23 protein-coding genes and 1 pseudogene are annotated in these 20,518 nt (G+C 67.3%); 11 read left to right on the top strand and 13 right to left on the bottom strand.

Annotation, left to right across the window (positions count from 1 at the left end):
• Both LE197_RS31955 and LE197_RS31950 read left to right on the top strand, forming a co-directional pair.
• On the top strand, positions 1 to 471 hold the full coding sequence (locus LE197_RS31955; RefSeq protein ID WP_003099612.1) for a hypothetical protein: 471 nt from the start codon (positions 1 to 3) through the stop codon (positions 469 to 471).
• 15 nt (positions 472 to 486) lie between these two features.
• Positions 487 to 945: a DUF6985 domain-containing protein gene (locus LE197_RS31950; protein WP_003084991.1), complete on the top strand. Its 459-nt coding sequence runs from the start codon at positions 487 to 489 to the stop codon at positions 943 to 945.
• A 9-nt stretch (positions 946 to 954) separates the two neighbouring features.
• Here LE197_RS31950 and LE197_RS31945 read toward each other — a convergent pair whose 3' ends face one another.
• Complete coding sequence (locus tag LE197_RS31945) at positions 955 to 1,113, bottom strand: YqaE/Pmp3 family membrane protein (RefSeq protein WP_003084988.1); 159 nt, start codon at positions 1,111 to 1,113, stop codon at positions 955 to 957.
• Positions 1,114 to 1,300: 187 nt separating this feature from the next.
• On the opposite strand from LE197_RS31945, the gene LE197_RS31940 reads away from it, so the two are divergent.
• Positions 1,301 to 1,816 carry a hypothetical protein gene (locus LE197_RS31940; RefSeq protein WP_003117947.1) on the top strand — a complete coding sequence of 172 codons (516 nt, stop codon included), beginning with the start codon at positions 1,301 to 1,303 and terminating at the stop codon, positions 1,814 to 1,816.
• On the opposite strand, the gene LE197_RS31935 is transcribed toward LE197_RS31940, so the two are convergent.
• A complete protein-coding gene (locus LE197_RS31935; protein WP_003084980.1) occupies positions 1,806 to 2,144 on the bottom strand; it encodes a carboxymuconolactone decarboxylase family protein in 339 nt (112 codons plus the stop codon). The two genes, LE197_RS31940 and LE197_RS31935, sit on opposite strands and share 11 nt — an antisense overlap.
• A gap of 117 nt (positions 2,145 to 2,261) precedes the next feature.
• Here LE197_RS31935 and LE197_RS31930 point away from each other — a divergent pair, with 117 nt between their 5' ends.
• From LE197_RS31930 to LE197_RS31920, 3 genes are all read left to right on the top strand, one after another.
• Positions 2,262 to 3,173, top strand: coding sequence for an AraC family transcriptional regulator (locus LE197_RS31930; RefSeq protein WP_003117946.1), 912 nt, complete (start codon positions 2,262 to 2,264; stop codon positions 3,171 to 3,173).
• 177 nt (positions 3,174 to 3,350) lie between these two features.
• Complete coding sequence (locus tag LE197_RS31925; protein WP_003084974.1) at positions 3,351 to 3,704, top strand: DUF805 domain-containing protein; 354 nt, start codon at positions 3,351 to 3,353, stop codon at positions 3,702 to 3,704.
• Between the two features lie 128 nt (positions 3,705 to 3,832).
• Complete coding sequence (locus LE197_RS31920; protein WP_016852401.1) at positions 3,833 to 4,528, top strand: HAD family hydrolase; 696 nt, start codon at positions 3,833 to 3,835, stop codon at positions 4,526 to 4,528.
• Positions 4,529 to 4,535: 7 nt separating this feature from the next.
• Here LE197_RS31920 and LE197_RS31915 read toward each other — a convergent pair whose 3' ends face one another.
• A complete protein-coding gene (locus tag LE197_RS31915; protein ID WP_003084971.1) occupies positions 4,536 to 5,024 on the bottom strand; it encodes a M48 family metallopeptidase in 489 nt (162 codons plus the stop codon).
• A gap of 112 nt (positions 5,025 to 5,136) precedes the next feature.
• Here LE197_RS31915 and LE197_RS31910 point away from each other — a divergent pair, with 112 nt between their 5' ends.
• On the top strand, positions 5,137 to 6,315 hold the full coding sequence (locus tag LE197_RS31910) for an NAD(P)/FAD-dependent oxidoreductase (protein WP_003101608.1): 1,179 nt from the start codon (positions 5,137 to 5,139) through the stop codon (positions 6,313 to 6,315).
• On the opposite strand, the gene LE197_RS31905 is transcribed toward LE197_RS31910, so the two are convergent.
• Positions 6,312 to 7,082: a class I SAM-dependent methyltransferase gene (locus LE197_RS31905; RefSeq protein WP_004352211.1), complete on the bottom strand. Its 771-nt coding sequence runs from the start codon at positions 7,080 to 7,082 to the stop codon at positions 6,312 to 6,314. The genes LE197_RS31910 and LE197_RS31905 overlap by 4 nt on opposite strands.
• A 229-nt stretch (positions 7,083 to 7,311) precedes the next feature.
• Between LE197_RS31905 and LE197_RS31900 the strand changes: the two genes are divergently transcribed.
• Positions 7,312 to 7,737, top strand: a complete 426-nt coding sequence (locus LE197_RS31900) for a YybH family protein (protein ID WP_003101606.1) — start codon at positions 7,312 to 7,314, stop codon at positions 7,735 to 7,737.
• 1 nt (position 7,738) lies between these two features.
• Here LE197_RS31900 and LE197_RS31895 read toward each other — a convergent pair whose 3' ends face one another.
• The 6 genes from LE197_RS31895 to epd form a co-directional block, all read right to left on the bottom strand.
• Positions 7,739 to 8,221 carry a hypothetical protein gene (locus tag LE197_RS31895; protein WP_003113228.1) on the bottom strand — a complete coding sequence of 161 codons (483 nt, stop codon included), beginning with the start codon at positions 8,219 to 8,221 and terminating at the stop codon, positions 7,739 to 7,741.
• 65 nt (positions 8,222 to 8,286) lie between these two features.
• On the bottom strand, positions 8,287 to 9,351 hold the full coding sequence (fba, locus tag LE197_RS31890) for a class II fructose-bisphosphate aldolase (RefSeq protein ID WP_003084964.1): 1,065 nt from the start codon (positions 9,349 to 9,351) through the stop codon (positions 8,287 to 8,289).
• 119 nt (positions 9,352 to 9,470) lie between these two features.
• Positions 9,471 to 9,812: an MliC family protein gene (locus LE197_RS31885; protein WP_003113229.1), complete on the bottom strand. Its 342-nt coding sequence runs from the start codon at positions 9,810 to 9,812 to the stop codon at positions 9,471 to 9,473.
• Between the two features lie 159 nt (positions 9,813 to 9,971).
• The gene (locus tag LE197_RS31880; protein WP_003084961.1) at positions 9,972 to 10,172 is read right to left on the bottom strand and encodes a hypothetical protein; all 201 of its coding nucleotides are present in this window, start codon (positions 10,170 to 10,172) and stop codon (positions 9,972 to 9,974) included.
• A 72-nt stretch (positions 10,173 to 10,244) separates the two neighbouring features.
• Positions 10,245 to 11,408: a phosphoglycerate kinase gene (locus tag LE197_RS31875; RefSeq protein ID WP_003101603.1), complete on the bottom strand. Its 1,164-nt coding sequence runs from the start codon at positions 11,406 to 11,408 to the stop codon at positions 10,245 to 10,247.
• A 5-nt stretch (positions 11,409 to 11,413) separates the two neighbouring features.
• Complete coding sequence (gene epd, locus LE197_RS31870) at positions 11,414 to 12,475, bottom strand: erythrose-4-phosphate dehydrogenase (protein ID WP_003084958.1); 1,062 nt, start codon at positions 12,473 to 12,475, stop codon at positions 11,414 to 11,416.
• Positions 12,476 to 12,689: 214 nt separating this feature from the next.
• On the opposite strand from epd, the pseudogene otnI reads away from it, so the two are divergent.
• Positions 12,690 to 13,488: pseudogene (otnI, locus tag LE197_RS31865) on the top strand (2-oxo-tetronate isomerase).
• Here the strand turns inward: otnI and LE197_RS31860 are convergent.
• Together LE197_RS31860 and tkt are read right to left on the bottom strand one after the other, a co-directional pair.
• Positions 13,469 to 14,533: a hypothetical protein gene (locus LE197_RS31860; RefSeq protein WP_003101600.1), complete on the bottom strand. Its 1,065-nt coding sequence runs from the start codon at positions 14,531 to 14,533 to the stop codon at positions 13,469 to 13,471. The pseudogene otnI and the gene LE197_RS31860 overlap by 20 nt on opposite strands.
• Complete coding sequence (tkt, locus tag LE197_RS31855; RefSeq protein ID WP_033981675.1) at positions 14,533 to 16,530, bottom strand: transketolase; 1,998 nt, start codon at positions 16,528 to 16,530, stop codon at positions 14,533 to 14,535. The genes LE197_RS31860 and tkt overlap by 1 nt, the downstream gene beginning before the upstream one ends.
• Positions 16,531 to 16,776: 246 nt before the next feature.
• Here tkt and LE197_RS31850 point away from each other — a divergent pair, with 246 nt between their 5' ends.
• On the top strand, positions 16,777 to 17,778 hold the full coding sequence (locus LE197_RS31850; protein WP_003113231.1) for an ArsR/SmtB family transcription factor: 1,002 nt from the start codon (positions 16,777 to 16,779) through the stop codon (positions 17,776 to 17,778).
• Positions 17,779 to 17,793: 15 nt separating this feature from the next.
• Positions 17,794 to 18,984, top strand: coding sequence for a methionine adenosyltransferase (gene metK, locus LE197_RS31845; RefSeq protein WP_003084948.1), 1,191 nt, complete (start codon positions 17,794 to 17,796; stop codon positions 18,982 to 18,984).
• A gap of 55 nt (positions 18,985 to 19,039) precedes the next feature.
• Here metK and LE197_RS31840 read toward each other — a convergent pair whose 3' ends face one another.
• Positions 19,040 to 20,344 carry a ferric reductase-like transmembrane domain-containing protein gene (locus LE197_RS31840; protein ID WP_003101595.1) on the bottom strand — a complete coding sequence of 435 codons (1,305 nt, stop codon included), beginning with the start codon at positions 20,342 to 20,344 and terminating at the stop codon, positions 19,040 to 19,042.
• Between the last annotated feature and the right edge of the window lie 174 nt (positions 20,345 to 20,518).

The raw sequence follows: 20,518 nt of genomic DNA, 5'->3' as shown, positions 1-20,518 counted from the left end.
ATGATTCCTTTCGGCCTCAGCCCCGAACAATTCCGCGAGCGCTACCGCCGCGACCTGCAACGCGCCGCGCCGGGCGTGATCCAGCGCCTGCGCGAGCTGCTCCGGCAACCCCTGGAGGAAGGACTGCGCGACGGCGAGATCCAACTGTTCCTCGGCGAGGACGGACGCGACGCAGCGGAAGCGTGGTTGTACCTGAATGGCGCCAGCAACCGGGTGGACGCCAGCGACCCGCGCCTGTTTCCCGGCAAGGCGCTGGACCTGGCGCTCGGCCTGGGACATGCCCCGGATTTCGACGAAGCCTATTTCGCCGACGGCTTCGGCGGCGTCGACCTGCTCGCCGATACGCTGCAAGCCTGGTTCGCCGAGTGCTGGTGGAAGGCCGGCGGCTGGGCCTGGCCGATCCCGCTATGGCTGCACGTACACGATGGCTTCGGCGACGGCCGTGGCATCGCCCTCACCGAACGCTGCTGAACAGGGAGACCACGCATGGAACTGATCCGCAACCTGGACGATGCGAACATGGGCGAAGTGTATTGGCGCCTGTACCGGCGCTACATCAGCCTGTTCATCGAGAACGAGGCCGACGACGCCTACGCCTGGCGCTGCGCCCGAGCCCTCGACGAACTGGATGACGCCGTGGTCGAGCGGCTTTGTGCCGCCAGCCTGCGCTACCGCGCCGCGCGCCTGGAGCGGCTGGGCGAGTCTGCGGAGGAAGTCGCGCCGGCGCGCGGGGTGCTGGAACGGATCGAACCGGGCGAGCTGATCGTGCCCGACCCGGAACAGGGCGACGAAGCGGTGATCCACCTGTCGCTGAACTGCGAATGGGACCGCGAACACGGTATGGAATGGATCGTCCGGGGCGGCGAGGTGCTCTATGTCGGCCCCTTCCACGGCGAAGACCCGTGGCGGGACTTCACCGTGAAGGAACCATGGAACTACGCCTGAGCAGGGGCCTCAACGCTTGGCGATGATGTACACCGCGTGGACGATGCCCGGGATGTAGCCGAGCAGGGTGAGCAGGATGTTCAGCCAGAAGGCGCCGCCGAAGCCGACTTGCAGGAACACGCCCAGCGGCGGCAGGAGGATGGCGATGAGGATGCGGATCAGGTCCATGAACGGAACTCCTTGGTCCAGGGTCGATACGGTGTCCGGCGCGTGAGCCGGCGTTTTTTCGCGTCACCCTATGACTGACTCCCGCCATTCGCGGAGGGTTCAACCGCAACGGTACTCGCCGCCTGTCACGCGCAGCGGTACGCTTGAGCCTACGCTCATGCGAGCGGACAACCCGCAAGGAACATCCATGTCCGACCTGCCCCCGCGTCCCGCCTTCTGGCCGTACCTGCCGGGCTACGCCCTGTTGCTGCTTTCGGTGCTGCTCTGCGCCAGCGGCAGCTACCGTTTCGTCACCCCGATGGCGCTCGCCGACGGCGTCGACCTGGTCTACCTCAGCCAGGGCCTGGCGCTGCTACCGCTGGGTACCGGGCTGGTCGGCCTGCTCGCGGGCTTCCTCCTGCATGTCCGCGGGCGCTGGCTCGGCGCGCTGCTGGCGCTGCTGCCGGCGACGCTGATCTGCGCCTGGAACCTGTACAACTATGCCGCCCACGGCGACGAGGCGTTGTCGCCGAGTTTCGCCCAGTACACCCAGGCGCTGCTCGGCCTGCTGCTGCTCGGCGGCGTGCTGAGCCTGGTCGACCTGCTCCACGGCAGGCCCTCGACGCTGCTGCGCAAGGGCCTGCTGGGGCTGGGCTGGCTGGCCCTGGTGGCCTGGCTGGGGTTGCTGTTCTACCTGCAGCGCCTGTACGGCCTCACTTTTTGAACTGGTCGTAGGCTTCCAGCGCGCGCAGCGAATAGACATAGGCGGCGCCGGCATTCAGGGAGATGGCGGTAGCCAGGGTCTGGGCGATTTCCGCCTCGCTGGCGCCGGCCTTCAGCGCGGCCTCGGTGTGCACGCCGATGCAACCGTCGCAACGGGTGGTAATGGCCACGGCGATGGAGATCAGTTCGCGGGTCTTGGCATCCAGGGCGCCCTCGGCGCTGGCTTCCTCCAGCGCGCCATAGGCGGCGAGCATCTTCGGGTGTTGCTTGCCCAGGGCACCGAAGGCTTTTTTCACGGCGGGGACGAACTCGGTCCAGTTGTTCAGCATGGTGATATTCTCCGTTGCTTTCGCGCCGGGAGTGGCGCGTCGGGTTACCAGTCTCGACCAGTCTGGACCGCGCCGCCTGCCCATGCGTCTCTACTTTCGACCTGATCGGCTCATCCCATGGACCCACTCGACCGGCTCATCCAGCTCGCCAACCTGCAGGGCCGCCTCGACCAGCGCTGCCAGCTACAGGGCAGCTGGGCGCTGGAGCACCCGCAAGCGGTGCCCGGCGAGGCGACCTTCCATATCGTCATGGCCGGCACCTGCTATTGCGAATTCCTCGATGGCGGTCGCCTCGACCTGCATCCCGGCGACCTGATCCTGTTGCCACGCGGCACCCCGCACCTCCTGCGCAGCGACAGCCCGGCGCAACCCTGCGAACCCACCGTAGAGCACCGCGGCAGCATCCCGCTGTACCAGTTGAACGGCCCCGGCGAGGCCCTCGACATGCTTTGCGGCAGCTACCGCTATCACGCCGGCGCCAGCCTGTTCGGCGCGCTCCCCGAGCGCCTGCTGGTGCATATGGACGAGTCGACCCAGCAGCCCCTGCGCGCGCTGATCGGGTTGATGCGCGAGGAAGCCGAGAGCACCCGCAGCGGCGCCCGCTCGATCATCGACGCGCTGGCCACCGCGCTGTTCGCCCTGGCCCTGCGCGCCTACCTGGACCGCCAACCGCTGGGCGACGGCCTGTTCGGCCTGCTGGGCGACGCCCGCCTGGGACGAGCCCTGCGGGCCATGCTGGAACGCCCGGAGCATGCCTGGACCCTGGAACAGCTTGCCCAGCAGGCGGCGATGTCGCGGGCCAGTTTCGTCCGCGCCTTCTCCGCCCTCGGCGGAACCTCGCCGTGGAACCTGCTGACCCGCATCCGCATGGAGAAGGCTCGCGGCCTGCTGCGACAAACGCAGAAGAGCCTGCTGGATATCGCCGCCGAGACCGGCTACCAGTCGGAGGCGGCGTTTTCCCGCAATTTCCGCCAGGCCTTCGGCGAATCGCCCGGCCGTTTCCGCCGCCAGGCCGACCCCGCTCGCTGAAAGCGCTACCGGCGCACATTTCGGCGATCCGCTGCTATGCAATGTGAATGATTTTCGCAACATCCTGTACGAATTCACTGACAGTACGGCTACACTGTGCTTTCCCGGCAAGGAGGCGCGGGGGTACTTGTCGCGGCACCCACTCTCCCGCTTTACCAGTACGCCCAGGAGGCAAACATGGAATGGTTTCTGAAATGCGTGAAGGAACACTACTTCGACTTCAACGGGCGTGCCCGTCGCAAGGAATACTGGATGTTCACCCTGGTGAACATCATCATCTCCGTCGCGCTGAGCGTCGTGCTCGGCCTGATCAGTGAAAAGCTCCTGCCGATCGCCAATCTCTACTCGCTCGCCGTGCTGCTGCCGGCCCTGGGCGTCACCGCCCGGCGTCTGCACGACATCAACAAGAGCGGCTGGTGGATGCTGATCGCGCTGATCCCGATCGTCGGCCTGTACCTGATCTACCTGCTGGCCAAGGACAGCGACGCCGGCCAGAACCAGTACGGCCAGAACCCGAAAGGCATCGCCTGATTCCTTCCCGCCGGGCCGCACGGCCCGGCGTTCTCCCGCTCCCTGTTTCCCTTCCCGCCCCTGACCGGGGTTAGAATGCCTCGCTCCCACTCCGGCGCCCTGCGCCAACGCCCGCAGCGAGGTAGCCCATGCCCCATCCCATCGACGCACTGATTTCCGACTGCGACGGCGTCCTGGTCGACAGCGAGGTCATCGCCGAGCGCGTGATGTACGAGGCGCTCAGCGCCTACGCGCCGCTGGAGGAGCTGCAGCGCCTGCTGGAAGGCACCTTCGGCCTGACCAGCCGCGACATCCTCGATCGCGTCGAGAAGCACTTCGGCCTGCGCATCCCCGACAGCTTCAACCGCGAGGTGCGCCAGCGCAGCGAGGAGATGGTCGCCCAGGTCCAACCCATTCCCGGCGCACGCGAGGCGCTGCTGGCCCTGGACCTGCCCGTCGCGGTGGCCTCCAACAGCCGCCGCCACAGCCTGGAGCGCTCGCTGGCGCGCGCCGGGCTCAGCGAACTGATCGGCGAACGCCTGGCCAGCGCCGATATGGTCGCCCTGCCCAAGCCCGCACCCGACGTCTACCTGCACGCCGCCAGCCTGCTCGGCGTCGCCCCCGAGCGTTGCCTGGTGGTGGAAGACAGCAGCACCGGCACCCGCGCCGCCCTCGCCGCGGGGATGCGGGTGATCGGCTTCGTCGGCGCCGGGCACATTCCCGCCGGGCACGCCCAGGTACTGCGCGAGCTGGGCGCCATCGCCATCGTCGAGCACATGCGCGAACTGCCGGAGACCGTGGCGCGCCTGCGCCGCGAGAGCCGAGTGACGCTGGGAACGCCGTAACCGGGCGTCAGAGACTCTTCCAGGTCAGGTACACCCGCAGGTCGAACTCCAGTTGGTGATAGTCCGGCAGCATGTACTGGCAGAGCTGGTAGAACGCCTTGTTGTGCTCGCTTTCCTTCAGGTGGGCGAGTTCGTGGACGACGATCATCCGCAGGAACTCCGGGGCGGCGTCCTTGAACAGGGAAGCCACGCGGATTTCCTTCTTCGCCTTGAGCTTGCCGCCCTGCACCCGCGAGATCGCGGTGTGCAGGCCGAGGGCGCGCTGGACCACGTCGAGCTTGTTGTCGTAGAGCACCTTGTCCAGGCCCGGCGCGTTGCGCAGGTGTTCCTGCTTGAGGTTCATGGTGTAGGCGTACAGCGCCTTGTCGCTCTGCACATCGTGACGCCCCGGGTAGCGGCGCTCGAGGTACTCGCCCAGGCGGTTCTCGGCGATCAACTGGCGGACCTGGTCCTGCAGCGATGCGGGATAGGCCTGGAGGTACTTGAGGGGGATCATGCACGGGTCCGGCGGTTCGCGGAAAACGCCCAGTGTACCGCGTCGGGAGCTCCGGCGGCCGACCGCCGCTTCGGGTAAGATGCGCGCCGTTTCCGATGAGCGGAGTGGGACAGTGGCAAGTACAGATGTGCTGATCGTTGGCGCCGGGGCGGCCGGGCTGATGTGTGCGATGACGGCGGCCGGACGCGGGCGCCGCGTGCGGGTACTCGACCACGCCAACAAGGCCGGCAAGAAGATCCTCATGTCCGGCGGCGGGCGCTGCAATTTCACCAACCTGTACACCGAGCCGGCCAACTTCCTTTCGCGCAACCCGCACTTCTGCAAGTCGGCGCTGGCCCGCTACACCCAGTGGGACTTCATCGGCCTGGTGGCCAAGCACCAGGTGCCGTACCACGAGAAGAAACTCGGCCAGCTGTTCTGCGACAACAAGTCCAGCGACATCCTCGAGATGCTGCTGCGCGAATGCGCCGAGGCCGGAGCGGAAATCCTGCTGGACACCTCGATCGAAGAGATCGCCCGCGACGACGCCGGCTACCACCTGCGTACCAGCGCCGGCGAGATGCGCTGCGAGTCGCTGGTGATCGCCAGCGGCGGCCTGTCGATCCCGACCCTCGGCGCCAGCGGTTTCGGCTACCAGGTGGCGCGCCAGTTCGGCCACGAGGTGCTGCCGACCCGCGCCGGGCTGGTGCCGTTCACCATCACCGACCAGTTGAAGGAGCTGTGCGCCGAGCTTTCCGGCACCTCCGTGGATTGCCGGGTGAGCTGCAACGGCCAAGTGTTCCGCGAGAACCTGCTGTTCACCCATCGCGGCCTCAGCGGCCCGGCGATGTTGCAGATTTCCTCCTACTGGCAACCGGGCGATACCCTGGAAATCGACCTGCTGCCGGACCACGACGCCAGCGAATGGCTGGCGCAGCAACAGCGCGAGCGTCCCAACAGCGAGCTGAAGACCCTGCTCGCCGAGCTGTTCACCAAGAAGCTCGCCGGACTGCTGGCCGACCGCTGGTTCGTCTCCAAGCCGATGAAACAGTACACCCCGACCGAACTGGCGGGTATCGCCGGGCAGCTTTCGGCCTGGCGGGTCACGCCCTCGGGCACCGAGGGCTACCGCACCGCGGAAGTGACCCTGGGCGGGGTGAGCACCGACGAAGTGTCGTCGAAGACCATGGAGTCGCAGCGCTCGCCGGGGCTGTATTTCGTCGGCGAAGTACTGGACGTCAGCGGCCACCTCGGCGGCTTCAACTTCCAGTGGGCCTGGGCCTCGGGTTATGCGGCGGGGCAGTACGCCTAGCGCGCCTCGGCCAGATAGGCCTCGGTGCGATAGGGCAGCGCTACCTGCTCCCTCCCCTTGAGCGCCGGATGGCTGGCGACCAGCTCGCGCAATTGCGCCGCCACGGCGTTCTTTTCCGTCTCCGGCAAGGCGGCGATGAAGCTCACCGAAAGGAAGCGCGAGACGATCACCTGCTCCGGCGGGCCGACATGCTCGTAGGCGAAGGTGGAAAGTCGCAGCGGTCCGAAGGGCGCGCGCTCGAACGGCCGACGCCAGTCGCCCTTGTAGAAACGCGGCGCATCGCCTTCGTAGGGGGTGATGATGCGGGTGATCTCGGCGACCCAATCCAGCGACTCGTCACGCACGTTCCACACCAGCCCCAGCCTGCCTCCTTCCGCCGTCAGCACGCGGCGCATTTCCTCCAGCGCCTCCACGGTGGCGAACCAATGGAAGGCCTGTGCGCACACCAGGGCGTCGGCGAAGCCGTTGGCCAGCGGAATCGACTGGGCGCTACCGGCCAGCGCCTGGACCTGCGGCAAGGCTTCGGCGAGCTGGGCGCGCATCGCATCCACCGGTTCCACCGCGACCACTCGCGCGCCGGTACGGGCCAGCAGGCGGGTGAACTTGCCGGTACCGGCGCCGAGATCCACCGCGACGGTCTGCGGACGCAGGCCAAGGGCATCGCGCAACCAGTCGGAGAGCGCTTCCGGATACTCGGGCCGGCCCTGGGCGTAACGCTGGGCCTCGGCGCTGAAACCTTGCTGGGCGGCGCTGTGTACGGACGACATGAGGGACCTCCTGGGCGGCAGGGAAAGCCCGAGGTATAGCACAGCGGTTTTCCCACGAATTCCAGACGAACGGTTCAAAGCCTTGCGCGGCGTGGCTCGCAGCCATTGGTCAGGGGCTTCGTGGACCTCTCGGGGAAGAGGCTATTGTCGATCCGAAGGCCCACCCGACGACCAGGGTAAAAGCATCCCGGCACACGCCGGCGTCCCCCGCCACAACCAGGAGTCAGCCATGAGCAGCGAAGTCAGCGCCATCCGCCAATTGATCGAAGACTGGCGAGCCGCCGTCCGCGCCAGCGACGTTCCGCGCATCGTCTCGTACTACGCGGAGGACATCGTCGCCTTCGACGCCATCCTGCAATTGCAATTCAAGGGGCGCGACGCCTACCAGAAGCACTGGCAGGCCTGCACCGAGATGTGCAAAGGACCGATGACCTTCGATATCGCCGAACTGCAGATCCATGCCGACCCGCAGGTCGCCTTCGCCCACTACCTCTGCCACTGCGGCGGCACCGGCCCGGACGGCCAGCCGCACTCCTCGTGGATGCGGGTCAGCGCCGGCTACCGCAAGCACGGCGACGGCTGGAAGGTGATCCACGAGCATTTCTCGGCGCCGTTCGACATGGACGGCAAGGCGCTGTTCGACCTGCAGCCCTGACTCAGCGCCGCGCGGCGGTCGCCGCCGGGTCGACGCAGCGTTTCACTGCGCGAGGACTGAGCAGCGAGCAAGGCTTGCCGACCAGGTAGCTGCGGTAGACCTTCAGCAGCATAGCCTGGCTGTAGCGGCAACCCTTGCCGCTCTTGCGCAGGCAGGGGCTCTCGAACTCGAAGCGACCGTTGACCGGCTCGGCCAGCTGGATGCGCAACGCCGGCCAGGTGGAGCGTTGCGGCGCCGGCGGGGTTTCCAGTTGGCGGCCGTCGCGCACCACCAGTTCGCCGCCGGCCTCTGCATAGTCGAAGACGAACAGCAGGGTGCGCGAAGTCTTGGTCGTGCAGTCGCTGCGCGCCAGGCAATCCTGCGGGTCGGCGGGATCGCGCGCTACGCTCGGCGACGCGGCCTCCTCGACGTCGCGGGACGGCGCGTGCAGGCCAGCGCAACCGGCCAGCAGCAGGAACGGCAGGGTAAGGAGCCAGCGGCGCATCGGATTTCCCCGGGGCGGATGTGCAAGAGCCCCGACCAGCGGGGCTCCCGTTCGAACGAAGGCGCTTAGTTGACCTTCGGATCCAGCTCGCCGCGAGCGTAGCGCTGGAACATGCCTTCCAGGGAGATCGGCTTGATCTTGGAAGCGTTGCCGGCGGTGCCGAAGGCTTCGTAGCGAGCGATGCAGATGTCGCGCATGGCCTCGACGGTCTTGGAGAAGTACTTGCGCGGGTCGAACTCGCTCGGGTTCTGCGCCAGGAAGCGGCGGATGGCACCGGTGGAGGCCAGGCGCAGGTCGGTGTCGATGTTCACCTTGCGCACGCCGTACTTGATGCCCTCGACGATTTCCTCGACCGGCACGCCGTAGGTCTCTTTGATCTCGCCGCCGTACTCGTTGATGATTGCCAGCCAGTCCTGCGGTACCGAGGAAGAGCCGTGCATCACCAGGTGGGTGTCCGGGATGCGCGCGTGGATTTCCTTGATGCGCTGGATCGACAGGGTGTCCCCGGTCGGCGGCTTGGTGAACTTGTAGGCGCCGTGGCTGGTGCCGATGGCGATGGCCAGGGCGTCGACCTTGGTCTTCTTCACGAAGTCGGCGGCTTCTTCCGGATCGGTCAGCAACTGGCTGTGGTCCAGCACGCCTTCCGCGCCGACGCCGTCTTCCTCGCCGGCCATGCCGGTTTCCAGGGAACCCAGGCAGCCCAGCTCGCCTTCCACGGACACGCCGCAGGCATGGGCGAACGCCACGGTCTGCTGGGTCACACGGACGTTGTAGTCGTAGTCGGCAGGGGTCTTGCCGTCTTCACGCAGGGAGCCGTCCATCATCACCGAGCTGAAGCCCAGCTGGATGGAACGCTGGCAGACGTCGGGACTGGTGCCGTGATCCTGGTGCATGACCACCGGGATGTGCGGGAATTCTTCGATCGCGGCGAGGATCAGGTGGCGCAGGAAGGGCGCGCCGGCGTATTTGCGAGCACCGGCGGAAGCCTGGACGATCACGGGCGAATCGGTCTTGTCCGCCGCTTCCATGATGGCGCGCATCTGCTCGAGGTTGTTGACGTTGAAGGCCGGCACGCCGTAGCCGAATTCGGCGGCGTGATCCAGCATCTGGCGCATGCTGATGAGTGCCATGGTTCTCGTATCTCCCAATCGCGGGGTCGTTCAGTGATTCAGAAGCCTGCCGCAGGGGCAGGCCCGGTTCAAGTTCCTTGCGAGGAGCGGTCGCGGCGCCGCGCCCCTGCCGGCGCGACTCAGCGCGCCTTGCAACCGCGACCGATGAGGTCGTCGGTTTCGACCCAGTACACCAGGCCTTCGTCGTTCTCCAGGTGGAAGCCCAGGCGTCCGTCGCTATAGAAAGCGCCGACGGCCGCAGGTTCCTGCTCCAAGTGGTGGACCACGTCGTCCTCGTCCTTCAGGCGCAGGTCGACGATGTTCTTGCTGCCGTCGATATAGCGCCATTCGATCACCGCCTTGCTGTCGCAGGTCCAGCGGGTCCAGTCCTTGCCGCCCGGCTTGCCGGAGGAAGCGGAGCAGCCGGCCAGCAGCGCCGCGGCGGCGAAGCCGCCGAACAGGGCGATACGCGAGTAGTTCATGTCCATCCTCCATCCGTGCGGAACGCTCCGCCGCACCTCGCCGGGCCGCAAGCGGCCCGCGCGGCGGCCGGCTGGCCTTGCCTGTCACAGGAAAGGCGCAATGCTACTGCGTACGCTGGCGAATCCCCAGCCCTTTCCGTAGAAACTGGCAGAAAAGCACTACGGGCATTCCACCGGCTTTTGTCCGGCGGTCGGATCGCCGCTGCTCTGCTGCTCGACCCGCTGGCGGTTCTGCTCGGTCGGCACCATCACGTCCGGCGGACTGATCACCTCGCAGGTGCTCGGGCGTCGACCGCCATCGCCGCTACAGGCGGCCAGGCCCAGGCAGAACATCAGGAGTGGCAAGGTTACGGAACGCATGGGGCACCTCCTTTTTTCGTCGTCCTCAAAGGTGTGACCCCCGAGGACGGCGAATGGTTTGCCCCGTCTGCGTCAGCCCTTGGCGCGCTGCTCCAGGATTTCCACGGCCGGCAGGACCTTGCCCTCGACGAACTCGAGGAACGCGCCGCCACCGGTGGAAATATAGGAGATCCGCTCGGCGATGCCGTACTTGTCGATCGCCGCCAGGGTATCGCCGCCGCCGGCGATGGAGAACGCCGCGCTATCGGCGATGGCATTGGCCAGGGTACGGGTGCCCTCGCCGAACTGGTCGAACTCGAACACCCCGACCGGACCGTTCCACAGGATGGTCTTCGAGGTCTTCAGCAGCTCGGCGAACTGCGCGGCGGTCTGCGGGCCGATGTCGAGGATCATGTCGTCGTCGGCGACCTCGGCGATGGCCTTGACGGTCGCCACGGCGCTCTCGGCGAATTCCTTGGCCACCACCACGTCCACCGGCAGCGGCACCTTGACCTTGGCGGCGATGGCCTTGGCGGTCTCGACCAGGTCGGCCTCGTACAGCGACTTGCCGACCTTGTGTCCGGCCGCGGCGAGGAAGGTGTTGGCGATGCCGCCGCCGACGATCAGCTGGTCGCAGATGCCGGCCAGGCTGTTCAGCACGTCGAGCTTGGTGGAAACCTTGGAGCCGGCGACGATCGCCGCCATCGGCCGCGCCGGGTTGTCCAGCGCCTTGCCCAGCGCGTCCAGTTCGGCGGCCAGCAGCGGGCCGGCGGCGGCGACCTTGGCGAACCTGGCCACGCCGTGGGTCGACCCCTCGGCGCGGTGGGCGGTACCGAAGGCATCCATCACGAACACGTCGCACAGCGCGGCGTACTTCTGCGCCAGCTCGTCGGCGTTCTTCTTCTCGCCCTTGTTGAAGCGCACGTTCTCGAACAGCACCAGGTCGCCCGCCTTGACCTCGACGCCGTCGAGGTAGTCGGCCAGCAGCGGCACTTCGCGGCCCAGGGCCTTGGACAGGTACTCGGCCACCGGCTTCAGGCTGTTCTCGGCGGAGAACTCGCCCTCGGTCGGTCGGCCCAGGTGCGAGCAGACCATCACCGCCGCGCCCTTCTCCAGGGCCAGCTTGAGGGTCGGCAGGGCGGCCTTGATCCGTGCATCGCTCTGCACCTGGCCGTCCTTCACGGGCACGTTGAGGTCCTCGCGGATCAGCACGCGCTTACCTTTGAGGTCGAGGTCAGTCATCTTCAACACGGTCATGACAATCAGTCCTTGGGTACTTGTTGATCAGGCACGGCGGCGCGCAGGTAGTGTCCGGCGACGTCGAGCATACGGTTGGCGAATCCCCATTCGTTGTCGAACCAGGCCAGCAAGTTGACCAGGCGAGGCCCGGAAACGCGGGTCTGGCTGCCATCGACGATGGCCGAATGGGGGTCGTGGTTGAAATCGCAACTGGCGTGCGGCAGCTCGGTATAAGCCAGCAGTCCGCGCAGCGGGCCGCTTTCGGCAGCCTCGCGAAGCACCCGGTTGATCTCGGCGGCGGAGGTGTCGCGGGAAGTCTGCAGGGTGATGTCCAGCGCCGAGACGTTCACCGTGGGCACGCGTATGGCTTTGGCCTGGATGCGCCCGGCAAGTTCCGGCAACAGGCGTTCGATGCCGCGCGCCAGACCGGTGGACACCGGGATCACCGACTGGAACGCCGAACGGGTACGGCGCAGGTCCTCATGGTGGTAGGCGTCGATCACCGGCTGGTCGTTCATCGCCGAGTGGATGGTGGTGATCGACACGTATTCCAGGCCGATCGCCTCGTTCAGCAGCTTGAGCAGCGGCACCCCGCAATTGGTCGTGCAGGAGGCGTTGGAGACCAGCGTTTCGCGGCCGCTGAGGTCCTGCTGGTTGACCCCATAGACGATGGTGGCGTCGATGTCCGCCTCGCTCGCCATCGGCTGCGAGAACAGCACCCGCGGCGCGCCGGCGCGGAGGAAACGCTCGGCCTGGGCGCGGTTGGTGTACTGGCCGGAGCACTCCAGCACCAGGTCGACCCGCAGCGCCTGCCAGTCGATGGCCTCCGGAGTCGGGCTGCGCAGCACCTTCACGCAATCGCCGTTGATGTGCAGGCAGTCGCCGTCGACCTTCACTTCGCCGGGAAAGCGGCCATGGGTGGAGTCGAAGCGGGTCAGGTACTCGACGCTGGCCTGGTCGGCCAGGTCGTTCAGCGCGACGATCTCGAAGCCCAGTTGCTCCGGGCGCTCGTGCAGCGCGCGCAGGACGCAGCGGCCGATACGGCCATAGCCATTGAGCGCGACGCGAAAAGGCGGGGTGGACATCGGCAGGGATAGCTCCGGCAAGGGGCCAGTGAAAGGCGCCAATTATGCGGGGGATGGGCCCGCCTGGGAACCGTCCGCGACCCGCGCGGCGCGGCGTGCGCCGCGGCAACGGCTCGCGTGCAGGCGCTGAAACGATTCATGCGACACCTGGCTGGCGCGACCGCGTTCCGTTGTGCAAGGCTCGCCCGCATTCACCGACCGCCAGGAGCGCCAGATGCCCCGCTTCGCCGCCAACCTCAGCATGCTCTACCCCCGCCACGACTTCCTCGAACGCTTCGCCGCCGCCGCCGCGGACGGCTTCGAGGGCGTGGAGTACCTGTTCCCCTATGCCCTACCCTGCGGCCGAACTGAAGGCCCGGCTGGACGACCACGGCCTGCGCCAGGTGCTGTTCAATGCCGCACCCGGCGACTGGGACAAGGGCGAGCGCGGCCTGGCCAGCCTGCCGGGGCGCGAGGCCGAATTCCGCCGCGCCATCGCCCAGGCCATCGACTATGCCCAGGTCCTCGGCAACCGCCACATCCATGTCATGGCCGGACTGCTGCCGGCCGGCGCCGACCGCATCCGCCACCGCGAGACCTACCTCGACAACCTCGCCCATGCCGCCCGCGAAGCCGCCGGCGCCGGGCTGACGGTGCTCATAGAGCCGATCAACAACCGCGACATGCCGGGCTTCTTCCTCACCCGCCAGGACGACGCCCAGGCCATCTGCCGCGAGGTCGGCGCGGACAACCTGCAGGTACAGTTCGACTGCTACCACTGCCAGATCGTCGAGGGCGACCTGGCCACCACCCTGCGTCGCGACATCGGCAATATCGGCCACGTCCAGATCGCCGGGGTACCCGACCGCCACGAGCCGGATGACGACAACGAAGTGAACTACCCCTACCTGTTCGAGCTACTCGACCGGCTCGGCTACCAGGGCTGGATCGGCTGCGAGTACCGTCCGCGCGGCGACACCTCGGCAGGCCTGGAATGGCTGCGGCGCTGGCGCGCTACTCGACGCGACGGATGATCGGCTCCAGCGCGTCCAGACGCTCGCGGGCGGCCAGCCAGTCGCGCACTTCCGCGCACCACTGTTCTTCCTTCAGCACCGCGCGGGCACGGGTCAGCACTCGCGGCCAGGGACGGTCGTCGAACAGGCGCAGCAGCACCTGGTTGAGCTGTTCGCTATCCAGCGGCCGGCGTCCACGGCGCACCGGCGCGTCGACCCGCTGCGCCAGCGATTGCAGCACCCGTTCGCGCTGCGCCGTATCCACCGGCATCGGCTGCTCGTCGTAGGCACAGAGCACCAGGATCTCCGGCGCGACGTTCTCCAGCAGGCCGGCGCGCAGCCGGCAGTGGCCATCGAGGATCACGCAGGCATCCAGGCAGTTCAGGCGCAGCGCCAGCACCGGCGGCAGCTCGCCTTCGCGGGCCTTCTTGCGCCACCACTTGACCCGCCCCTCGTCATCCTCGACCCGGCGCAGGGCGATCAGGGCGTCGTTGTCGCGCCCCCACCAGTCGAGCCACTGCACCCAGTCGTCGTCGAGGACCTTCTCCAGGCTGTAGAAGCGCCAGTCCGGCAACAGTGCGTCGCGCCCGACGCTGCGGTAGCGCCAGCGTTCCAGCACCCGTTCGCGCGGATCGTGGCTCTGCGGTGGCTGCCAGGCGGGCACCTGCTCGGCGAGCGACAGGCGCAGCAACCAGCGCCCGGCCTCCAGGCAACTGCCCGGGCTGGTACGCAGGGTCTCGACGAAATAGCGGCTCCAGGCCTTGTAGCGGGCCTCGCCGCGCAGGCCGCGCAACGCTTCCAGGGTCGGCGAGTCGATGGGCGGCACGCTGGCCTGCGCCGGGCTCGCCGCGACCAGGCTCTTCACCAGCCAGATGCCATCGTGGTACGGCAACTGGGTGGCCCAGAGCAGCGGCTGATCGCCACGCATCAGGCGAATGCGGGCCTGGCCGCCGGATTGCAGATGAAGGAAAGAGGGCGCCCGATGGGCGCCCTCCACCTGGACCGCGAGGCCCAGCCATTCGCCATTGGCGGGGCTTTCGAGGTCCCGCCAGTAGAGCGTGTGCATCAGTCTTCCAGCAGCTCCTCGGCCACCGCCAGGACGTTGTCCAGGGTGAAGCCGAAGTGCTCGAACAGCGCCGGGGCCGGCGCCGACTCGCCGAAGCTGGTCATGCCGATGATGCGCCCGTCGAGACCGACGTACTTGTACCAGTAGTCGGCATGGGCGGCCTCGATGGCGATGCGCGCGCCGACTTCCACCGGCAGCACGGACTGCTTGTAGGACTCGTCCTGCTGCTCGTAGACGCTGGTGCATGGCATCGATACCACGCGGACCTTGCGGCCCTGCTCGCTGAGCTTGTCGTAGGCCTGCACGGCCAGGCCGACTTCCGAACCGGTGGCGATCAGGATCAGTTCCGGCTCGCCTTCGCAGTCCTTCAGCACGTAGCCGCCGCGGGCGATGTCGGCCACCTGGGCGACGTCGCGCGCCTGGTGCGGCAGGTTCTGGCGGGAGAAGATCAGCGCGGACGGACCGTCGGCGCGCTCGATGGCATGCTTCCAGGCCACCGCCGACTCGACCGCGTCGGCCGGGCGCCAGGTGTCCAGGTTCGGGGTCAGGCGCAGGCTGGCCAGTTGTTCGATCGGCTGGTGGGTCGGGCCGTCCTCGCCGAGGCCGATGGAGTCGTGGGTGAACACGTAGAGCACGCGCTGCTTCATCAGTGCGGACATGCGCACGGCGTTGCGCGCGTATTCCATGAAGATCAGGAAGGTCGCACCGTAGGGAATGAAACCGCCGTGCAGGGCGACGCCATTCATGATCGCGCTCATGCCGAATTCGCGCACGCCGTAGAACACGTAGTTGCCGGCGGCGTCGTCGGCGCTGACGCCCTTGCAGCCCTTCCACAGGGTCAGGTTGGAGCCGGCCAGGTCGGCGGAACCGCCGAGCAGCTCCGGCAGCAACGGGCCGAAGGCGTTCAGCGCGTTCTGGCTGGCCTTGCGGCTGGCGATGGTCTCACCCTTGTTGGCAACATCGGCGACGTAGGCCGCGACCTTCTCGGCGAAGTCGGCCGGCAGCTCGCCCTTCAGGCGGCGCAGCAATTCGGCGGCCAGTTCCGGATGGGCAGCCTGGTAGGCGGCGAAACGCTTGTTCCACTCGGCTTCCTGGGCGGCGCCGGATTCCTTGGCGTCCCACTCGGCGTAGATCTGCGCCGGGATCTCGAACGGAGCGTGCTCCCAGCCCAGCGCGGCGCGGGTCGCGGCGATCTCGTCGGCGCCCAGCGGCGCGCCGTGGCACTCTTCCTTGCCCTGCTTGTTCGGCGAGCCGAAACCGATCACGGTCTTGCAGCAGATCAGGGTCGGCTGGTCGCTCTTGCGCGCGGTATCGATGGCGGTCTTGATCTCGTCGGCGTCATGCCCGTCGACGTTGCGGATCACTTGCCAGCCATAGGCCTCGAAGCGCTTCGGGGTGTCGTCGGTGAACCAGCCGTGGACCTCGCCGTCGATGGAAATGCCGTTGTCGTCGTAGAAGGCGATCAGCTTGTTCAGGCGCAGGGTGCCGGCCAGCGAGGCGACCTCATGGGAAATGCCTTCCATCATGCAGCCGTCGCCGAGGAAGGCGTAGGTGTAGTGGTCGACCACCGCGTGGCCGTCGCGGTTGAACTGGGCGGCCAGGACCTTCTCCGCCAGCGCCATGCCCACCGCATTGGCGATGCCCTGGCCGAGCGGACCGGTGGTGGTCTCGACGCCGGCGGTGTAGCCGTACTCCGGGTGGCCCGGGGTGCGCGAGTTGAGCTGGCGGAAGTTCTTCAGGTCCTCGATGCCGAGGTCGTACCCGGTGAGGTGCAGCAGGGAGTAGATCAGCATCGAGCCGTGGCCGTTGGACAGCACGAAGCGGTCGCGGTTGGCCCACTGCGGGTTGCTCGGGTTGTGCTGCATGTAGTCGCGCCAGAGGACCTCGGCGATATCGGCCATGCCCATCGGGGCGCCCGGGTGGCCGCTGTTGGCTTTCTGCACGGCATCCATGCTCAGTGCACGGATGGCATTGGCTCGCTCACGACGGCTGGGCATCGCAATTCTCCTACGGGGGTTGCTGGTCGGAAGACCAGGAGTGAAAAAAAGGGCGCCATTTTCGCCCACCGAAGGCCCAAGGGGCAATGACAGATCGGCAGGGGGACAGTATGTCGCTGCCGACCGGTTTTGCCAGAAGCCTGGCGCAGCCGGATTGCAATTGCGCGACGGCCACCCGTCATCAATATCAAAAATTTTTGATACAGGCATTGCCGGGGTTCGGACCCGGTACTAGACTGCGCCTCCATGAGCCTTCGCGTGCCTTCGATACGACCAGACGACTACGACCCGCTCGCCGCGCTGTGCAAGGCGGCTGGCGACTCGCTGCGACTGAATGTGTTGCGCGCCCTGGCCAACGATTCGTTCGGCGTGCTGGAGCTGGCGCAGATCTTCGCCATCGGCCAGTCGGGCATGAGCCACCACCTCAAGGTGCTGGCCCAGGCCGGGCTGGTGGCGACGCGCCGCGAGGGCAACGCGATCTTCTACCGACGTTCGCTGCCCCTGGCCGAACGCACCGGCGGCGCGCTGCACGCGGCGCTGCTGGAGGAAGTGGACGAACGGGCGCTACCCGACGACGTGCGGGCGCGGATCGATGCCGTGCACGCCCAGCGCGCGGCGGTCAGCCAGGACTTCTTCGCCCGCGCGGCGGACAAGTTCCAGGCCCAGCAGGACCTGATCGCAGGACTGCCGCAATACCGTGAGAGCGTGTTGGCCTTGCTCGACGCACTGGCCTTCGCCCCCGGCGCCACGGCGCTGGAGGTCGGCCCGGGGGACGGCGGATTCCTGCCGGAACTCGCCAGGCGTTTCCGCCAGGTCACGGCGCTGGACAACAGCGCGGCGATGCTGGAACTGGCGCGCCAGCGCTGCAAGGAAGAAGGATTGGGCAACGTCCGCCTGGAATTGGCCGATGCCCTGCAGGACGCCGCCGAACCGGCCGATTGCGTGGTGCTGAACATGGTCCTGCACCACTTCGCCGCGCCGGCGGAGGCGCTGAAACAGTTGGCCCGCCTGGTCCATCCGGGCGGCAGCCTGCTGGTGACGGACTTGTGCCGGCACAACCAGGGCTGGGCCAGGGAGGCCTGCGGCGACCTCTGGTTGGGTTTCGAACAGGAGGACCTGGCCCAGTGGGCCGACGCCGCAGGGCTCACGCCCGGCGAGAGTCTTTACATTGGTTTACGCAATGGCTTCCAGATCCAGGTCCGGCACTTCGCCAGGGATGCATCCGAAAGCCGCCTCACCCACCGGTAATGTAGGAACCGATTGATGAGCGAATATTCCGTTTTCACCTCCGAGTCCGTGTCCGAAGGCCATCCGGACAAGATCGCGGACCAGATCTCCGACGCGGTGCTGGACGCCATCATCGCCAAGGACAAGTACGCTCGCGTGGCATGCGAAACCCTGGTCAAGACCGGCGTGGCGATCATCGCCGGTGAAGTCACCACCTCCGCCTGGGTCGACCTGGAAGAGCTGGTGCGCAAGGTCATCATCGACATCGGCTACGACAGCTCCGACGTCGGCTTCGATGGTGCCACCTGCGGCGTGCTGAACATCATCGGCAAGCAGTCGGTGGACATCAACCAGGGCGTCGACCGGGCCAAGCCGGAAGACCAGGGCGCCGGCGACCAGGGCCTGATGTTCGGCTACGCCAGCAACGAGACCGACGTGCTGATGCCGGCGCCGATCTGCTTCTCCCACCGCCTGGTCGAGCGCCAGGCCGAGGCGCGCAAGTCCGGCCTGCTGCCATGGCTGCGCCCGGACGCCAAGTCCCAGGTGACCTGCCGCTACGAAGGCGGCAAGGTGGTCGGCATCGATGCGGTGGTGCTGTCCACCCAGCACAACCCGGAAGTCTCCTATAACGACCTGCGCGACGGCGTGATGGAGCTGATCATCAAGCAGGTGCTGCCGGCCGAGCTGCTGCACAAGGACACCCAGTTCCACATCAACCCGACCGGCAACTTCGTGATCGGCGGCCCGGTCGGCGACTGCGGCCTGACCGGACGCAAGATCATCGTCGACTCCTACGGCGGCATGGCCCGCCACGGCGGCGGCGCGTTCTCCGGCAAGGACCCGTCCAAGGTCGACCGCTCCGCCGCCTACGCCGGCCGCTACGTGGCGAAGAACATCGTCGCCGCCGGCCTCGCCGAGCGTTGCGAGATCCAGGTTTCCTACGCCATCGGCGTGGCCCAGCCGACCTCGATCTCGATCAACACCTTCGGCACCGGCAAGGTCAGCGACGAGAAGATCGTGCAACTGGTCCGCGAGCACTTCGACCTGCGCCCGTACGCGATCACCAAGATGCTCGACCTGCTCCACCCGATGTACCAGCCGACCGCGGCCTACGGCCACTTCGGTCGTCATCCGTTCGAGCTGACCGTGGACGGCGATACCTTCACCGCGTTCACCTGGGAGAAGACCGACAAGGCCGCTCTCCTGCGCGACGCCGCCGGCCTCTGAGCGACCGCGCGATAAAAAGCCCCGCTTCGGCGGGGCTTTTTCGTTTCCGGCAGGCTCAGCGCATGCGGAAGGCTTCCTGGTGGAACAGCCGCAGCGGCATGCCCTGCCGGCGCAGATCGCGGCGCAGGCTGTCGGCCAGCCCCTGCGGACCGCAGAACCAGACGCTCGGCCAGCGTCCTTCGGCGCTCTTCAGCACGCCCAGTTGCGCCGCCTGCGGCTTGCCCTGCTCGTCGCTATAGCGGATGTGCAGGGTCACGCTGGGCAGGTGTTCGCAAAGCTCGCGCAAGCGCCCGGCGAACAGCGCTTCCTGGGAATTGCGCACGCAATAGTGCAGCTCCACCGATGGCGCGCTTTCCGGCGCGGCCTGCAGCGACTCCAGCCAGGCGATGAACGGCGTCACGCCGATCCCGGCGGCGACCCAGACCTGCCGCCCGGCCAGGCCACGGCGGAAGTCGAAGCAGCCGTATGGCCCCTCCACCTCGACCCTGGCGCCGACCTCCAGGTTGTCCTGCAGGCGCCGGGTGTAGTCGCCCAACGCCTTGATGCTGAAGCGCACCTCGCCGCAGCCGCGGTCGGCGCTGGCGATGGTGAACGGATGGGCACCCTCCAGGCGGTCGCAGGTGAGAAAGGCGAACTGCCCGGCCCTGTGCGACCAGTCGCCCTGCAGCCGGCAGGTCACCTCGAGCAGGCTTTCGCCGTGCCGCTCGACGGCGGTGACCACGCCCGCATGGCGACGCGTGCGACCGATCCGCCCGCTCAGAGACAACAGTGCGCAGGCCGAACCGAGCAGTGCGCAGGCCGCCACCAGCCAACCGGCCGGCTGGCTCCAGTAGCTGGCCGGGGCGAGCACCACGGAATGGAAGGCCAGTACCAGGTAGACCAGGGCCAACGCCTTGTGCACATAACGCCAGAGGTGATACGGGAAGCGCTGCCAGAGAGTGACCAGCAGCATCCCGCCGAGAATCCACGCCGACCATTCACCCAACTCCTTGGCCGAGCCACGGAAGACATCGAGGAAGGTTTCCACCCGCGGGCCTTTCACCGGTTTGCCGACGATACCCGCCAGCCAGGGGCCGGCCAACTCCAGCAGGTAGTGCAACAGGCCGAGGACGATGGCCAGGATGCCCGCCCACTTGTGCAGGCGGTACATGCGGTCGAGCCCGTCCAGCGGCTTCTCCAGCCAGACCGGACGCACCGCCAGCAGCATGATCAACGACATCAGGGCGAAGGACGCTACCCCGGTAAGCAGGATCGCCTGCTTGCGCACCACCCAGATGTCCAGGCTCGCCGGCGGATCGACGGCCAGCGTCAGGCCCCAGGCCGCCAGCGCGGCGGCGAGAACTCCCCATAACAGTTTCATTGGCACCACTCCCCGACAGAACGCGCGAATCGCTGGAATGAACCCTGCGCGTCCAGTCTTAATTGTCCCTTAACTTCATGGGGGAATTAGCGAGGCCAGCGAGGTTTTCCCGCACAGCCATGACCTGCGTCAATCGTTGTCGGCCTTCAACCCCGGGGTGGGCGGAGCTATGCT

Origin of the sequence: Pseudomonas sp. PS1(2021) (assembly GCF_020405165.1) — a bacterium.
Taxonomy (GTDB): domain Bacteria; phylum Pseudomonadota; class Gammaproteobacteria; order Pseudomonadales; family Pseudomonadaceae; genus Pseudomonas; species Pseudomonas aeruginosa.
The sequence above is the reverse complement of the archived record's forward strand: the minus strand, read 5'-3'. Positions and strand labels throughout refer to the sequence as shown.

Coding starts and splice junctions, on each gene's coding strand:
- LE197_RS31900 (WP_003101606.1), top strand. CDS start 7,312: ATGAGCAGCGAAGTCAGCGCCATCCGCCAATTGATCGAAGACTGGCGA.
- LE197_RS31920 (WP_016852401.1), top strand. CDS start 3,833: ATGCCCCATCCCATCGACGCACTGATTTCCGACTGCGACGGCGTCCTG.
- fba (WP_003084964.1), bottom strand. CDS start 9,351: ATGGCACTCATCAGCATGCGCCAGATGCTGGATCACGCCGCCGAATTC.
- LE197_RS31885 (WP_003113229.1), bottom strand. CDS start 9,812: ATGAACTACTCGCGTATCGCCCTGTTCGGCGGCTTCGCCGCCGCGGCG.
- LE197_RS31940 (WP_003117947.1), top strand. CDS start 1,301: ATGTCCGACCTGCCCCCGCGTCCCGCCTTCTGGCCGTACCTGCCGGGC.
- LE197_RS31860 (WP_003101600.1), bottom strand. CDS start 14,533: ATGCACACGCTCTACTGGCGGGACCTCGAAAGCCCCGCCAATGGCGAA.
- LE197_RS31925 (WP_003084974.1), top strand. CDS start 3,351: ATGGAATGGTTTCTGAAATGCGTGAAGGAACACTACTTCGACTTCAAC.
- LE197_RS31915 (WP_003084971.1), bottom strand. CDS start 5,024: ATGATCCCCCTCAAGTACCTCCAGGCCTATCCCGCATCGCTGCAGGAC.
- LE197_RS31950 (WP_003084991.1), top strand. CDS start 487: ATGGAACTGATCCGCAACCTGGACGATGCGAACATGGGCGAAGTGTAT.
- tkt (WP_033981675.1), bottom strand. CDS start 16,530: ATGCCCAGCCGTCGTGAGCGAGCCAATGCCATCCGTGCACTGAGCATG.
- LE197_RS31840 (WP_003101595.1), bottom strand. CDS start 20,344: ATGAAACTGTTATGGGGAGTTCTCGCCGCCGCGCTGGCGGCCTGGGGC.
- epd (WP_003084958.1), bottom strand. CDS start 12,475: ATGTCCACCCCGCCTTTTCGCGTCGCGCTCAATGGCTATGGCCGTATC.
- LE197_RS31895 (WP_003113228.1), bottom strand. CDS start 8,221: ATGCGCCGCTGGCTCCTTACCCTGCCGTTCCTGCTGCTGGCCGGTTGC.
- LE197_RS31850 (WP_003113231.1), top strand. CDS start 16,777: ATGAGCCTTCGCGTGCCTTCGATACGACCAGACGACTACGACCCGCTC.
- LE197_RS31875 (WP_003101603.1), bottom strand. CDS start 11,408: ATGACCGTGTTGAAGATGACTGACCTCGACCTCAAAGGTAAGCGCGTG.
- LE197_RS31905 (WP_004352211.1), bottom strand. CDS start 7,082: ATGTCGTCCGTACACAGCGCCGCCCAGCAAGGTTTCAGCGCCGAGGCC.
- LE197_RS31935 (WP_003084980.1), bottom strand. CDS start 2,144: ATGCTGAACAACTGGACCGAGTTCGTCCCCGCCGTGAAAAAAGCCTTC.
- LE197_RS31880 (WP_003084961.1), bottom strand. CDS start 10,172: ATGCGTTCCGTAACCTTGCCACTCCTGATGTTCTGCCTGGGCCTGGCC.
- LE197_RS31955 (WP_003099612.1), top strand. CDS start 1: ATGATTCCTTTCGGCCTCAGCCCCGAACAATTCCGCGAGCGCTACCGC.
- LE197_RS31930 (WP_003117946.1), top strand. CDS start 2,262: ATGGACCCACTCGACCGGCTCATCCAGCTCGCCAACCTGCAGGGCCGC.
- LE197_RS31945 (WP_003084988.1), bottom strand. CDS start 1,113: ATGGACCTGATCCGCATCCTCATCGCCATCCTCCTGCCGCCGCTGGGC.
- metK (WP_003084948.1), top strand. CDS start 17,794: ATGAGCGAATATTCCGTTTTCACCTCCGAGTCCGTGTCCGAAGGCCAT.